We start from the raw sequence: 13,520 nt of genomic DNA on the forward strand, positions 1-13,520 counted from the left end.
ATTATGAAATCAACAATAAAACTATGGACTATTGTCGCTACAATTGCGGCATTAGGCTTTGGAAGCTGTAAAAAGGTCGAAACTGGATATCTGAGTGACAACATTCGCTATGCTTCCAATCCGGTTACAGTAGAACAGGGTGTGTTTGTTATTACACAGGGCATAATTCCGGATGCTTCCACACCACCATTTAAAATTACACTGCTGGATATCCGGAATAAAGAAACGGGGAAACGTGAAGAAGCTTTTTACAAAGATTATAATGTCACGGTATGGAAGCAGCCTTACAATCCTAAAACGGATACAACATTAGCCTTAATTACTGCCAAGCAGGGAATAGAGAAAAAGGCAGCTTTTTCTGTTCTTGAAAAAAGCGGACAATTTCTCTTTACTCAGGCTACGGATAGCATCCCTGCAGGGGATTATCTGGTCGATATCAAGGTTGAAAATCCGAGAGGCGTGAAAACGTACGAAGGTGTTACAACTATACGCATTAAGCCTGTTCAGCAGTATACCTATGAAAATGTTCCTTACTTCCTGGCATTACCGGCTAACAGTGAGACAGCTATTCGTTTTCCATACGATGATCAATGGTTCAATCCGGATAAAGGACAATCTGCTTCTATGACACTAAAGATTACCCGTGTGGCTGATGGTCCTAACCAGATCGTATTGAAAGTGGTAGATAAAAATGGGAAAGTGTTCCCGGGTAGAGCATTGGAACGCAGACCAAGTGGTAACAGCTATTTAAATACATTATCGACTTTTGCCTATAAGACAACTGTAACGGATACGGCTGTGCTTTACGATTATGCGCAGGCCAGATTCCCTGATGTGTACTGGGATACGCAGACTAATGGTATAAACTGTTACTACAGGATTTACGAAAAATGGCTGGCATCCGTGGATAAGGTGGATCCGGCTTCCTGGAATCCCCCAAATTCGGTGGGTTATCTAACATATACCGATCAACCGGTCAAAATCAATATCCGATTCAACACCAAAATTTATAAGCCCGGTAAATACATTTATGAAATGAAACTTCGGGCTACTCTGAAAGACGGTGCAAAATAATTACTAGTACTATTACTATATACAAGGCCGTGACTGTTCAGTCACGGCCTTTTTCGTAACAGATATTTGCTGTCTGATTGGATTTAGTCATCAGGAGAGTTTTATCCCGACTGATCAAAATGCCATTTTAAGATGGTTGATAATGTCGGAAATAACGGATTTGTAAGCTGGTCTGCAGTCTTCAAAAACTGACTCTTTATGCATTGAAGGCATTATATAGGTATTTATCAGCGATTATTTTCAAATAATAACTTTGAAAATCAGGGAAATACCGCTTTGTTTCACTAATTCCACGTGAAATATTTGTAAATTTGTAGAAAAGCCGTATTTTTGTATCGCTTTGAAAAACAAAGATAATTTGTTTGAGAAGATGAAATTCCTGAATAGCTCAGCAGGTTAGAGCATCTGACTGTTAATCAGAGGGTCGCTGGTTCGAGCCCAGCTTCAGGAGCAAGAATTGAAACCGGCTATAAGGCCGGTTTTTTTGTTTTGGAATATTAAACAGCAACTATGAGTTTAGTAATTATTGGTACTGTTGCGTATGATGCAATAGAAACTCCATTTGGAAAAACAGACAAAATTGTAGGCGGTGCAGCTACCTTCGCAGGTATGGCCGCATCTTATTTGTATGACCATGTAAAATTGATTTCTGTTATTGGAGAAGATTTTGGCGATACAAACCTGAACCTTTTAAAAGATAAAGGTATCGATACAGAAGGAATTCAGATCATCAAGGGAGGGAAGTCTTTCTTCTGGTCCGGCAAGTACCATAATGATATGAACAGTAGAGATACATTGGCTACAGAGCTTAATGTATTGGCTGATTTTGATCCTATTGTTCCTGAAAAGTATCAGGATTGTGAATACCTGTTATTAGGAAATCTTACTCCGCAGGTGCAGTTGACGACCCTTGAACGGTTAAATCACACGCCCAAACTGGTTGTACTTGATACCATGAATTTCTGGATGGATGTGGCCCTTGACGACCTCAAGGCTGTCCTTAAGAAAGTAGACGTGCTGACGATCAATGATGAGGAAGCGCGTCAGTTGTCAGGAGAATATGCACTGGTGAAAGCTGCGGAAGTAATCCTGAATATGGGGCCTAAATACCTTATCATTAAGAAAGGGGAGCATGGTGCCTTACTCTTCGGTGAAAATCAGGTGTTCTATGCGCCGGCATTACCTTTGGCAGAAGTTTTTGATCCGACAGGAGCAGGAGATACATTTGCCGGTGGATTTGTAGGTTATCTGGCGAAAGTAAATACAGTAAACTTTAATAATATGAAGAATGCGATCATTTACGGATCTGCATTAGCTTCATTCTGTGTGGAGCGATTCGGTACAGAGCGTTTGCAAAATCTGACTCAGGAAGATATCAGCAAACGTATTCAACAGTTTATAGCATTGTCAAAATTTGAGATAAGCGAATAATCGCTTATCTCAAAATTTTTTTATAGTTCCAGTTTTCCAATAACCGGGAATCTTTTAAATACCTCATCTGTATGTGGCGCATCAGCAAGCTCGGCTGTCAGATCCTGCCCTGCCCAATGCTCATAGTGCTGTCCTTTACGCCATAGGCGACTGGTTGATACATCATATATCAATCCCTTATAAGCTACCCATATTTCTGGTCGATCCTGCCCGTTTCTTAGGGCAAGCCGCGATTTTGTAAAAAAAGGAAGGGTATTGTCTTCAATCATTTTACAAAAGTAATAAACTTCATAGGCGTTTCTCGCAGATAGTGACTACTTGTAGGCAGTCAGCGTTTTTTTCATTGCTTTACGTGCAACATGGATCCGGGTTTTGACCGTACCTATCGGTATGTTCAAGTGGTCGGAAATCTCATGATACTTATATCCTTCAAAATACATGCTGAAAGGGATATAATATTCGTCCGAGAGATTGGTCAATGCTTTATTGATGTCTTCCATAATGAATTTGTTTTCGCCATCATTGTGTGTTGCAGATACGAACAGGTTCGCACTGGTAATTTCTTCTTCTTTGGTAATAAAAGAATTGGTCTTTACAATACGTCTGTAGTTATTGATAAACGTATTTTTCATGATGGTGTATAACCAACCTTTGAGATTAGTCCCTTCCTTGAAATTTCCAAAGTAAGTGACAGCTTTTAATAAGGTGTCTTGTACTAAATCGTTGGCGTCATCTTGGTCTCTCGTAAAATTTTTAGCGTAGAGTTTGAGAGAACTCGCTTGTTGGATAACCATTGAGTTAAATTCGAATTTAGTCATACTAGATCTGTTTTTTTAGTTTATACACAGTCGTGTATAAAAGTTAACACTATGATATTCAGATACTCTATTATATATGCACTCTTCTATTTATTTTTCCGGAAATTTTAAACCAGAGCTACGGTTTCAAGTCTAATGGTGCAAATACTATGCTAAAAACTGAAGATATCGAGATTCGATAAGCAGGGAGGTAAGATTCTACTGGGAGTTAATATGAAAGAATAGAGCCTTAAGGTGGGATGAGGCTCTATTATGGATTTTTTTATTTACTTTATGAGGGTATAATTTAACTTAAAAATAATATTAAATTTTATAAAATGTTTACTTCGCGCTCCAGTCTTATGCCGAATTTTTGATACACATCGTTCAAAATTGTGGACGATAGGTTATAGATTTCTTCACCCGAAGCGTTATCTGCATTGATCAGTACCAAAGCCTGATTATGCCATACACCCGCGCGACCCAGACTTTTTCCTTTCCAGCCACATTGTTCTATCAGCCAGCCTGCAGCCAGCTTTACGTGTTCCTCATCTACATTATAATATACAATCTCTGGAAAGTCAACAATCAATCTGGCCAATATGTTTTTGGGAATGATAGGATTTTTAAAAAAACTACCCGCATTGCCTACTGTACTGGGGTCCGGAAGTTTTTCGACACGTATATAGGATACTACTTCTGCAATATCTTTTATGGTAGGGTTGCTGATCTGTCTGTTGCTGAGTTCTTTTTCAATAGCTCCATATGAAGTATTGAGCGGAGCATCCAGATTTAGTTTATAGGTAACCTCGACGATGATATAGCGGTTCTTATGTTTGGATTTAAATACACTGTCTCTGTAAGAGAATTCGCAGTCCTCTTTTGCAAAGGTTACAAACTGCCCTGTTCTCGTATCAAAAGCTACACAACTGTAGAAGATGTTCATTAATTCAGACCCGTATGCTCCGATATTCTGTACAGGAGATGCACCTACAGTTCCTGGGATTAGCGCCATATTTTCCAGTCCCGGAAAATTGTTGGCGACACAGTGCCATACCAGGTCATTCCATATTTCGCCTCCCTGGGCTGTTACAAAGACAAAATTTTGCTGAATGGTATTATGAATGCCTTTCAGTGCTATTTTGATCAAAAGACCCTCATAGTCTTTGGTGAAAAGGATATTGCTGCCTCCGCCCAGGATCAGAAAATTATCATTGAAATACCCCTCATTGTATATTTGCAGTAGTTGTTGTCTGTTTTCTATTTGTACAAAATGTTTGGCTAAAACGTCTACTCCAAAAGTATTATATGATTTCAGTGAGATATCAGACTGTATGAGGTTATTCATTTTTTTGACTCTTGTTTTCAAATGTTCAAAAAAAAACATTAATTTTATCAATGATTTAAGGGGATAAAGATAGTACATAGCATTTACTTAGAAGAATTAAAAAGAAGAAATGGCAAACGCAGATTTGAAAAGAACGAAAATTTTAGAGGCGGCAACGAGGAGATTTGCGCATTTTGGAATGGCTAAAACAACCATGGCAGAAATTGCTAAGGATTTGTCATTCTCTAAAGCATTACTATACTATTATTTCCCGGATAAAAACAGCTTGTATTCAGCAGTCTTTGAATATGTAATGGATGAGATGATGACCGAAATAAGTGATTATATCAGTAAATCGGATAATTATGAAGATGCCATGATGTTTACGCTGGATAAACGGATTGAGCTGATTAATAAATACTATAGCTTGTTTGAGCAGTCCACAGCTTTGGTGAAAGAGATGCCTGCTGAAATTGAAAAAGTAATTAAAGAATGTTTTGAGAAAGAGGCCACTCTTCTGGGTAAAGTATTACAGATAGGTATAAACAAAGGTGAGCTTGAAGTGGATGATCTGGAAGATACAGCCAAACTGTTACTTTACTCGCTGTTCGGTATGCGGATAGGTATTATGAAGGATATGAAATGTCTGATCTTCCCGACCAAGGAAGAGTTTGATTTTATATTGACGCTGCAAAAGAAAATGGTGAAGATATTTCTCAACGGATTGAGAAAATAAGCTTACTTACCGGATGTAATATGATTGATAATTTGAGTGGCATGAACCCTTGAATTCTCAATAAACCACAGGTGCGTATTTAATCCTCCGCAGACTACACCTGCAAGATATATTCCCTTCATATTCGTTTCCATGGTTTCTTCGTTATGTTCAGGAATCATAGGAGACTCTTCTGGCACATTTATCCCGATTTTTTTCAGAAAGTCAAAGTTAGGCCTGTATCCAGTAAGTGCCAGTACAAAATCATTCTTAAGTGTGATCAATCCCTGGGGAGTTGAGACTTCGGCTGCTTCTTCGGAGATGCTGTGGATATGACTGTTATATAAGACATCAATCTCTTTGAAAGCTATACGGTTTTCAATGTCCGGGCGTACCCAATATTTGACTCTCGGACTGACTTCATGGCCACGAATGACCAGTGTTACTTTAGCTCCTTTTCTGTAAGTCTCCAATGCCGCATCTATAGATGAGTTACTCGCTCCTACAACAATGACATGCTGACCTGCATAATAATGGGGGTCATTGTAATAATGCCTGACTTTTGACAGATCTTCACCAGGGACATTCAATAACATCGGAATATCATAAAATCCCGTTGCGACGATGATATGTCGGGCACGATAGGTAGCCTTATTAGTCGATACGATATAGGTACTACTTTCTGCCGGATCAACCGTTACAACCTCTTCAAAAAGATGTGTGTTTAATTCAAATTTCTGACATATGCGTCTGTAGTATTCTAATGCTTCCGCCCGCTTAGGTTTTGGATTTGTCGTTACAAATGGTGTCTCACCAATTTCAAGACGTTCGGCAGAGGAAAAGAACGTCATATTAACCGGGTAATTATACAGCGAATTTACCAGACACCCTTTTTCTATAATGATATACGAAAGATTTGCTGCTTTTGCTTCGATTCCACAGGCCAATCCTATAGGACCTGCTCCGATAATTAAAATATCTAAATCAACCATTTTTTACTGCTTCCTGCTGAAGGTCGAGTTTTGCCTTTTCTTCAACGTCTATTATGTGAATTACTGATTTTTGTAAATCTGAGCAAATCTTATTCAAAAACTGTAATTGTTCTGTAATTAATTTAGATTCTTCAGATACTATTCCCTCTTCTTCCTCTTTCGGAACATTGTATTTGACCGGATAGAAAGTATCTGTATCCGATTCATCAGTCAGCAGTACTATTACATTTTCTAGAGAACTTAATGCTTTTTTCACAAGTTTGAGGTGTTCATTGTTTAGCTCTGATGCATCAGCTTCCCACACTCTTCTGGTTAAAGTGGCAGAGTAAGAGGATAGGATATGATTAAAAATTACAAACCTGTTTACTTCTTTGGTGTTCTTTTGTTTCCTTTTAGGTTCAGTCAGCATACGTTGAAATGTTGACCCCATATTGGCTGTTGCAATATATACCTGCTTACGGGCCAGTTTGTATTCTGTAATAGTAGGTTTCTGCCCCGAAATAATAGAAATAATCTGTGAAATATAATTGTAATTGGCAATAATCAATTTTCGCATATTACCACGTACCTGGGTGCTTTCCCAATTGGGGAAAATAACATAACTGGAAACAAAGGCCAGCATTCCACCCAGGAAAGTGTCAATTATTCTGTTTTGTGCCATTTCCATGGTATTCATGCCGTTGAAACTAAGCATGATTAATACATATGGAGTCATAAACATGACCGCTATAATATAATTGACACGGAATAAGCTGTAAGCTGTCAGGAAGAAAAATACAAGCAGTACAAAGCGTGTCGTATCATCCTTGATGGTGATCAATATAATCGTTCCGATAATTCCCCCGACAACAGTTCCGATGAGACGTTGTACGTTTCTTTCTTTGGTCAGTCCGAATCCGGGTTTGAGAATGACCATAATAGTCAGCATGACCCAATAACTGTTGAACTGTCCGAATCCCAGCATATGGGTCAGTACATATCCGAATGTCATGACAATAGACATGCGTAGTGCATGTCTGAAAATGGTGGATTTAAGGGTAAGGTTTTCTTCAAACTGACGAAAATCCAGATTAACCTTATTTACAAACTTGTCTGCATCTTCAATGTCCGAATTTGTAATTTCTTTGGGAATGGCGTATCCGAAGCTGTATATGCGTTCCAGATGCGATACAATATTCTTTATATTGATGACGACCTTTTTGAGTGCAATAGTGTTGTATTGATACTCTTTTTCTATTTTATCAATGGACTCCATCAGGTGGTCCACATCAGTTCTGAAATTGTAAAGAGGTTTGGGAATCTTGTTTGCATTGAGTTGGTAAGCAAGATGATCCAGTTCGTTTGTCACTTTCAGAATGGTGAACTTGAATTCATTCAGTATTCCTGTATGGCCGAATTTTTCACTCACAGCATTGTAATCGTAGTGTGTAGCCATACTTTGTTCAAACAGATCGACGATATCCGAAAATACCAGCGTGAGATATCGGCCTGTTTTGGTGGTGTCTTTTATAGAGCGCTTACTCTGAAATAAATGATCCCGTACATTTTCCTGATGTTCATGTACCAGAATCTGCTGTTCGATCAGTTTGAGATAATTACTGTCATTATCGATTTTTACATCGTAAAAATTCGCCTTGATGCGGATGTAGTCAGCTACTTTACGAATCGTTTCCGAAAGCTCCTGCTGCGCCAGTCTGTAAGGTCTCACCTGGGTCAGGGAGAGGCTGATGATGATGTACCATAATGCTCCGATAATGAAATAAAGGAGATGAAAGGCAAAATCTGTAAACGACTCGGAGACATCGATATGGATGAGCAACATCAGTATTCCCATAGAGCCGATATTGGCCGCTCTTGAGTTGAAAACGGCAAGCATAGCATAGAGAAAACACAATGAAGCAATCACAATGGTCGTGAGGATCAGCGATCCGGCAGAAAGGTAAGTGACAATATACGTAAAGACCGTAATGCCCAGACATGCAAACATCCCGAATCTGCGGTGTGCAGGAGCTCCGGGAGTATCTGATAATCCGACAAGTAAAGCTCCAAGGGAAATAAGTGTCCCCGTACGGAAATCACCCAGTGCCGCACACACAAAAATAGGTACTATACAGCCAATGGTAATCCGTACGCCATCTGCAAAGTATTGACCGTTAAAGAAGTTTGTAATTTCCTGAATTATTTTCTTCATAATCTATGCCAGGCAAAGATACAGATAGATTTAGGATAAGTGTTGAAAAAAGATAGCAAAAAAGACTGCTGAACAGTCTTTTTTGTAAAGAGTTATACAGCTTTGATGCTGACTTCGATATTCCCTTTTGTAGCTTTTGAATAGGGACACACTTTATGCGCTTTATCTGCCAGTTTCTGAGCTTCTTCAATGGATAGGGAAGGCACATGTATTTCTAATTCGGCTGACAGAAAGAAAGAATGATCTTCTTCATTAAAGGAAGCTTTTACCGTCACTGTAGCATCTTTCAGATCTATATGATCTTTTTCTCCTACAGCACCCATTGCTCCTAAGAAGCAGGAACTCCAGGCTGCAGCAAATAGTTGCTCCGGATTAGTTGCTCCGCCTTTTCCACCCATTGCTTCGGGTTTGTGCACCTCAAAATCAATTATTCCGTCCGACGACTTTACAGCACCGTCTCTTCCTCCTGTAGCGGTGACTTCTGCAGTATATAGTTTATTGCTCATGGTAGTGTGTTATTTGTTTTTCAATAATATAATAACACTAAAGTCGGCATAATGTTGTTGTTAAAATTTTAAAATTTTGAAGTCTTGTATTTAAAATTTACATTATAAAGGATATTTGAGTATAAATTTTATATATTTGATTTTCGGAGGTTGAAATCAACTAAATCAAACAAACAAAACACACAACCTCGTGTTATTTCAAAACCATGAAATTAAGTCAAAAAGAAGCTACCTTTCAAAACGAGGTGTTGACCCGTTTTGAACTTTTCAAGAGTTTATTCCTTACTTTACCGTTTCAGCGCGTAAAGCATACGGGTACATTGTTGCCTTTTTTTACTACACATTGTGAGAAGGGGGTGGAAGAACATCTCGCTCCGGAGGAGATCATAGATAGTTTTTTTGGACAATATGAGCAATATGTACAGGAAGAGGATCGTGTTGATCTTCTTTTCAGAATCGTACAATATGTAGAGCGTCAGGTTGTTTTATTTGATGCCGTAGAGGATTCTTCTTTTCAGTCTATAGGGCGTGCAGATGAAGCGGGCCTTTTGGAACCTCTTTTCCGCCAAACAGAAACAAATAGCAAGCTCAGAAAACAAATTGTCAACAAACTGAAGGATTTTTCTGTTCGATTAGTCCTGACAGCACACCCTACACAATTCTATCCGGGAGCTGTACTTTCTATTATAAATGACCTTATTGAAGCAATTAAGGACAATGATATCAATAATATCCATTTACTTCTTCAGCAACTGGGTAAGACTCCGTTTATCAATAAGCTGAAACCTACTCCGGTGGATGAGGCAGCGAGTCTGGCCTGGTATCTGGAAAACGTCTTCTATAAAGTGGCTTCCGAAATTCAGGCTACAATAGATGATGAACTGGAGATGCCTACTGAAGATGTGAAACAACTTATTGAACTAGGATTCTGGCCGGGCGGAGACCGTGACGGAAATCCAAATGTAACCGTCGAAAGTACCCGTAAAGTGGCGACAATGCTGCGGACTATTTTGTTCAGATGCTATTATCGCGATTTTAGAGTCATCAAGAGACGCATTACGTTCAGAGGGGTGGAACAGTATATGGATACGCTGCAGGAATTGTTCTATGAAAACAGTTTTAATCCGGTAGAGAATCCTAAGGATGAAACGGATCGTATCCTCACGAATCTGAAAGCTATTAAAAAAGTACTGATTGAAAAACATAATAGCTTATTTATAGATGTAGTGGAAGATCTGATCCGTAAAGTCGTGACTTTCGGATGCTACTTTACAACCCTCGATATCCGTCAGGACAGCCGTGTATTACGGGATACCATTACTTACCTTATTACCAAGCATCAGAAAAAAACAGGATTAGCAGAAGATTTTGAAGGATTGAGTGAAACTGCCAAGCAAAAGGGGTTTCCTTTCTCAGAACTGGATCTTGAGGTAGGCGAAGATGCTGCTCTGTTGGTAAAAGATACTTTGGAAGTCATTCCTTTATTAAAAAGTATTCAGAATGCCGGAAGCGAACGGGCAGCGCAACGCTTTATCATCAGTAACTGTCAGCAGGCTTCGGATATCCTGGGATTGATGCAGTTGTTTCTGTGGTCGGGTTGGAAGAAGGAAGAGCTTACTATAGATTTTGTGCCACTGTTTGAAACAGTGGACGACCTGGTCAGAGCCGGAGACGTCATGAAGGCATTGTATACACATCCTGCATATGTCGCACATCTCAAATCCAGAGGTAACAAGCAGACGATTATGCTTGGATTCTCAGACAGTACAAAAGACGGGGGGTATCTGATGGCAAACTGGTCTATCTATAAGGCCAAAATGGATCTGACGGCTATTGCCAGAGATTACGAGGTAGATCTGGTGTTCTTTGATGGTCGTGGAGGCCCGCCTGCACGCGGTGGAGGTAAAACGCAACGCTTCTACGCTTCAATGGGACGTGAGATTGAAAATAAACATATCCAACTGACCATTCAGGGGCAGACGATCAGCAGTCAGTATGGCTCACTCGATACGGCTAAGTATAATATTGAACAATTGCTGCATGCAGGTATCATTTCTGAAATAAGACAAAATGAAGGCGATACACTGACCGCAAAACAAAAGAATGTGATCGATCAGATGGCAGAGGTGAGTTACGAAAAGTTTATGTCTTTGCGTAAGGATCCTTTATTCCTGAATTACCTGGAAAATCTGAGTCCCCTTAAGGTGCTCTCCACCATCAATATCAGCAGCCGTCCTGTGAAGCGGAATTCGGATAAAGAATTGAAGCTGGAAGATCTGCGTGCCATCAGTTTTGTGACTTCATGGAGTCAGCTGAAACAGAATATTCCGGGATTCTTCGGGGTAGGTTCTGCTCTACAATTTGCAGAAGAAAACAACCTTTGGTCCTATGTCCGCAATCTGTATGAGCATTCGGGTATGTTTAATACCATTATTGACAACTGTATGATGTCTATGACGAAATCCAATTTTGATATCACATCTTATATGCAGTTTGATGAACAATACGGAGATTTCTGGAAAATGCTGCATGCCGAATACGAGCTTACTAAGAAATATGTCCTTAAGTTGAGCAATACAAAAATTCTGATGGAAAATTATCCGGTAGAACGGGAATCAATTCTGGCAAGAGAAAAAATTATTCTGCCTTTATTAATTATTCAGCATTATGCAATCAGAAAGCAAAAGCAGCTGGAAACAGAAGATCCAAAATACGATGTATATTCAAAACTGATTGCCAGGACAATATATGGGGTTGTAAACGCCGGAAGAAATTTAGCATAATCACAGAAGAATAGGGAATTTAGCATATTATTTATATTTTTGTGGTCGTAATCAAAAGAGAATATGAAACTTAATACTTTATTTGTAGTAGCAGTTATCGGAGGTAGTACATTATTTGCTTCCTGTAGTAATAAGACAGCTGAGCAGAATCAGTTGAAATATACACACACTTCATTAGTGGATGGTGATGCATATCGCTTTTTCCAGACAGTAGGAGAGAAAATCCCTTATGAATTAGCTTATGCAGAATATGCAGGGAGTGTTTCATCTGATGCAAAAGTGAAATCCTTGGCCGCTAAAATCAAAGAAGTTTACGGATCATTGATCCCTCATTTGGATAGCATAGCTACAGAAGTGCATGTTGACTTCCCGATCAGAGGAGCACAGGCATTCCAGGCTCCGGCTCAGCAAACTGCCGCTACAGACAGTACTGCTGTGACGTCAAAAGTTGCAAGTTATTCTGATGCTGCTTTCCTGAAACATGCAGAGCATGAGCAAACCCTTATCAAAGAGCAATTCGACCGTGTTTCCAGAAATACAAATGTGAAATTGCAAAAATTTGCTGCTGATCATGCAAAAGCTTTGGAAGAAGTGTATCACGCTGCCGGAGTAAAACATGATGAGCATGCTCACCATTAATAAATTAAATAATACTGTATGGCTGTAAAGCAAGTAGTTACAGGAATATTGTCGTATGGAATGTCCGGAAGGGTGTTCCATGCGCCGTTTATAGCGGGTAGTGATAGGTTTCAGCTGAAGGCTATTGTGGAGCGTAAAACCAAACACGCACACCTGGATTATCCGGAAATCATAAGCTATTCCAGTGTAAAGGAATTACTGGAAGACGCGGAGATCGAACTTGTCATTGTCAATACGCCAAACGATACGCATTTTGAATTTGCCAAAATGGCTTTATTGGCAGGCAAACATGTCCTGGTAGAAAAACCTTTTTCTCCGACTGTCAAAGAAGCAAAAGAACTTTTTGCTCTGGGACGTAAAATGAACCGACATGTACTTCCTTACCATAACAGACGCTTTGATTCTGACTTTCAATCCCTGAAAGCAACACTGGAATCAGGAAAGCTGGGCAAACCGGTCGAACTACACCTTCGATTTGACAGGTATAAGACTGAGATTGGTGTCAAAAAATTTAAGGAAACCAAACGTCCGGGAAGTGGTATATTGTATGATCTGGGATCACATCTGTTGGATCAGACAATTTCGCTATTCGGCAAGCCCAGGTCAGTAACAAAGATCTTATCTACTAATCGCCCTAAATCTAAGGTGGACGATTATGCCTGTCTGCTCTTGAATTACGGGAAAGGACTGAGCGTATTTATTACCGTCAGCCTAATGGTTGCCAATCCGCAAAAAAGCTTTGTTTTACATGCTCTGAAGGGATCTTTTGTAAAAGACAGAAGCGATGTACAGGAGCAGCAGCTGCTGGCAGGAATGTCTCCGAATGACAACGCTTACGGAATCGAACCGGAAGGGAAAGAAGCGTTACTAACCTTAGCAGATGATAAGGGAAATATGCTGACTGAATCTCTGGTTGCTGAGAGGGGTGATTATCGTAAATTATTTGAGGCCGTATACGAGACTTTACGTCATGGAGTCCCTTACTTCGTAACCGAAGATCAGATTTTACTGCAACTGGAAATACTGGCGCCATCAGGTTAGCATAGATTTAAATTAAGAAAGTGT

12 protein-coding genes and 1 tRNA gene are annotated in these 13,520 nt (G+C 39.6%); 7 read left to right on the plus strand and 6 right to left on the minus strand.

Annotation, left to right across the window (positions count from 1 at the left end; genetic code table 11):
* The first annotated feature begins 3 nt into the window (after positions 1-3).
* From I6J03_RS14285 to I6J03_RS14295, 3 genes are all read left to right on the plus strand, one after another.
* Positions 4-1,074 carry a DUF5007 domain-containing protein gene (locus tag I6J03_RS14285; RefSeq protein WP_232279651.1) on the plus strand — a complete coding sequence of 357 codons (1,071 nt, stop codon included), beginning with the start codon at positions 4-6 and terminating at the stop codon, positions 1,072-1,074.
* A 377-nt stretch (positions 1,075-1,451) separates the two neighbouring features.
* Positions 1,452-1,525, plus strand: a tRNA-Asn gene (locus tag I6J03_RS14290).
* A gap of 59 nt (positions 1,526-1,584) precedes the next feature.
* The gene (locus I6J03_RS14295; protein ID WP_002999463.1) at positions 1,585-2,505 is read left to right on the plus strand and encodes a PfkB family carbohydrate kinase; all 921 of its coding nucleotides are present in this window, start codon (positions 1,585-1,587) and stop codon (positions 2,503-2,505) included.
* Positions 2,506-2,525: 20 nt separating this feature from the next.
* Here I6J03_RS14295 and I6J03_RS14300 read toward each other — a convergent pair whose 3' ends face one another.
* The 3 genes from I6J03_RS14300 to murB form a co-directional block, all read right to left on the minus strand.
* The gene (locus I6J03_RS14300; RefSeq protein ID WP_003005263.1) at positions 2,526-2,774 is read right to left on the minus strand and encodes a cytochrome b5 domain-containing protein; all 249 of its coding nucleotides are present in this window, start codon (positions 2,772-2,774) and stop codon (positions 2,526-2,528) included.
* A 45-nt stretch (positions 2,775-2,819) separates the two neighbouring features.
* Positions 2,820-3,323, minus strand: a complete 504-nt coding sequence (locus tag I6J03_RS14305; protein ID WP_002999461.1) for an RNA polymerase sigma factor — start codon at positions 3,321-3,323, stop codon at positions 2,820-2,822.
* Between the two features lie 310 nt (positions 3,324-3,633).
* A complete protein-coding gene (gene murB, locus I6J03_RS14310; RefSeq protein WP_003005259.1) occupies positions 3,634-4,689 on the minus strand; it encodes a UDP-N-acetylmuramate dehydrogenase in 1,056 nt (351 codons plus the stop codon).
* Between the two features lie 70 nt (positions 4,690-4,759).
* On the opposite strand from murB, the gene I6J03_RS14315 reads away from it, so the two are divergent.
* Positions 4,760-5,365 (plus strand): TetR/AcrR family transcriptional regulator, encoded by a 606-nt coding sequence (locus tag I6J03_RS14315; RefSeq protein ID WP_003005256.1) that lies wholly within the window; start codon positions 4,760-4,762, stop codon positions 5,363-5,365.
* Between the two features lie 2 nt (positions 5,366-5,367).
* Here the strand turns inward: I6J03_RS14315 and I6J03_RS14320 are convergent, their stop codons facing one another.
* From I6J03_RS14320 to I6J03_RS14330, 3 genes are all read right to left on the minus strand, one after another.
* Positions 5,368-6,336: a YpdA family putative bacillithiol disulfide reductase gene (locus tag I6J03_RS14320; protein WP_003005252.1), complete on the minus strand. Its 969-nt coding sequence runs from the start codon at positions 6,334-6,336 to the stop codon at positions 5,368-5,370.
* Positions 6,329-8,527 carry an FUSC family protein gene (locus tag I6J03_RS14325; RefSeq protein WP_003005247.1) on the minus strand — a complete coding sequence of 733 codons (2,199 nt, stop codon included), beginning with the start codon at positions 8,525-8,527 and terminating at the stop codon, positions 6,329-6,331. Before I6J03_RS14325 ends, I6J03_RS14320 begins: the two co-directional genes overlap by 8 nt.
* A 92-nt stretch (positions 8,528-8,619) precedes the next feature.
* Positions 8,620-9,033 carry an organic hydroperoxide resistance protein gene (locus I6J03_RS14330; protein WP_003005245.1) on the minus strand — a complete coding sequence of 138 codons (414 nt, stop codon included), beginning with the start codon at positions 9,031-9,033 and terminating at the stop codon, positions 8,620-8,622.
* 206 nt (positions 9,034-9,239) lie between these two features.
* On the opposite strand from I6J03_RS14330, the gene I6J03_RS14335 reads away from it, so the two are divergent.
* The 3 genes from I6J03_RS14335 to I6J03_RS14345 all read left to right on the plus strand — a co-directional run bounded on the left by I6J03_RS14335 (position 9,240) and on the right by I6J03_RS14345 (position 13,496).
* Positions 9,240-11,816: a phosphoenolpyruvate carboxylase gene (locus I6J03_RS14335; protein WP_003005242.1), complete on the plus strand. Its 2,577-nt coding sequence runs from the start codon at positions 9,240-9,242 to the stop codon at positions 11,814-11,816.
* Between the two features lie 63 nt (positions 11,817-11,879).
* Positions 11,880-12,455: a hypothetical protein gene (locus tag I6J03_RS14340; protein ID WP_003005239.1), complete on the plus strand. Its 576-nt coding sequence runs from the start codon at positions 11,880-11,882 to the stop codon at positions 12,453-12,455.
* 18 nt (positions 12,456-12,473) lie between these two features.
* The gene (locus I6J03_RS14345; protein WP_003005236.1) at positions 12,474-13,496 is read left to right on the plus strand and encodes a Gfo/Idh/MocA family protein; all 1,023 of its coding nucleotides are present in this window, start codon (positions 12,474-12,476) and stop codon (positions 13,494-13,496) included.
* Positions 13,497-13,520: the final 24 nt, after the last annotated feature.

This window comes from Sphingobacterium spiritivorum, from assembly GCF_016724845.1.
GTDB lineage: Bacteria > Bacteroidota > Bacteroidia > Sphingobacteriales > Sphingobacteriaceae > Sphingobacterium > Sphingobacterium spiritivorum_A.

Coding starts and splice junctions, on each gene's coding strand:
- I6J03_RS14330 (WP_003005245.1), bottom strand. CDS start 9,033: ATGAGCAATAAACTATATACTGCAGAAGTCACCGCTACAGGAGGAAGA.
- I6J03_RS14335 (WP_003005242.1), top strand. CDS start 9,240: ATGAAATTAAGTCAAAAAGAAGCTACCTTTCAAAACGAGGTGTTGACC.
- I6J03_RS14305 (WP_002999461.1), bottom strand. CDS start 3,323: ATGACTAAATTCGAATTTAACTCAATGGTTATCCAACAAGCGAGTTCT.
- I6J03_RS14320 (WP_003005252.1), bottom strand. CDS start 6,336: ATGGTTGATTTAGATATTTTAATTATCGGAGCAGGTCCTATAGGATTG.
- I6J03_RS14285 (WP_232279651.1), top strand. CDS start 4: ATGAAATCAACAATAAAACTATGGACTATTGTCGCTACAATTGCGGCA.
- I6J03_RS14345 (WP_003005236.1), top strand. CDS start 12,474: ATGGCTGTAAAGCAAGTAGTTACAGGAATATTGTCGTATGGAATGTCC.
- murB (WP_003005259.1), bottom strand. CDS start 4,689: ATGTTTTTTTTTGAACATTTGAAAACAAGAGTCAAAAAAATGAATAAC.
- I6J03_RS14295 (WP_002999463.1), top strand. CDS start 1,585: ATGAGTTTAGTAATTATTGGTACTGTTGCGTATGATGCAATAGAAACT.
- I6J03_RS14300 (WP_003005263.1), bottom strand. CDS start 2,774: ATGATTGAAGACAATACCCTTCCTTTTTTTACAAAATCGCGGCTTGCC.
- I6J03_RS14315 (WP_003005256.1), top strand. CDS start 4,760: ATGGCAAACGCAGATTTGAAAAGAACGAAAATTTTAGAGGCGGCAACG.
- I6J03_RS14340 (WP_003005239.1), top strand. CDS start 11,880: ATGAAACTTAATACTTTATTTGTAGTAGCAGTTATCGGAGGTAGTACA.
- I6J03_RS14325 (WP_003005247.1), bottom strand. CDS start 8,527: ATGAAGAAAATAATTCAGGAAATTACAAACTTCTTTAACGGTCAATAC.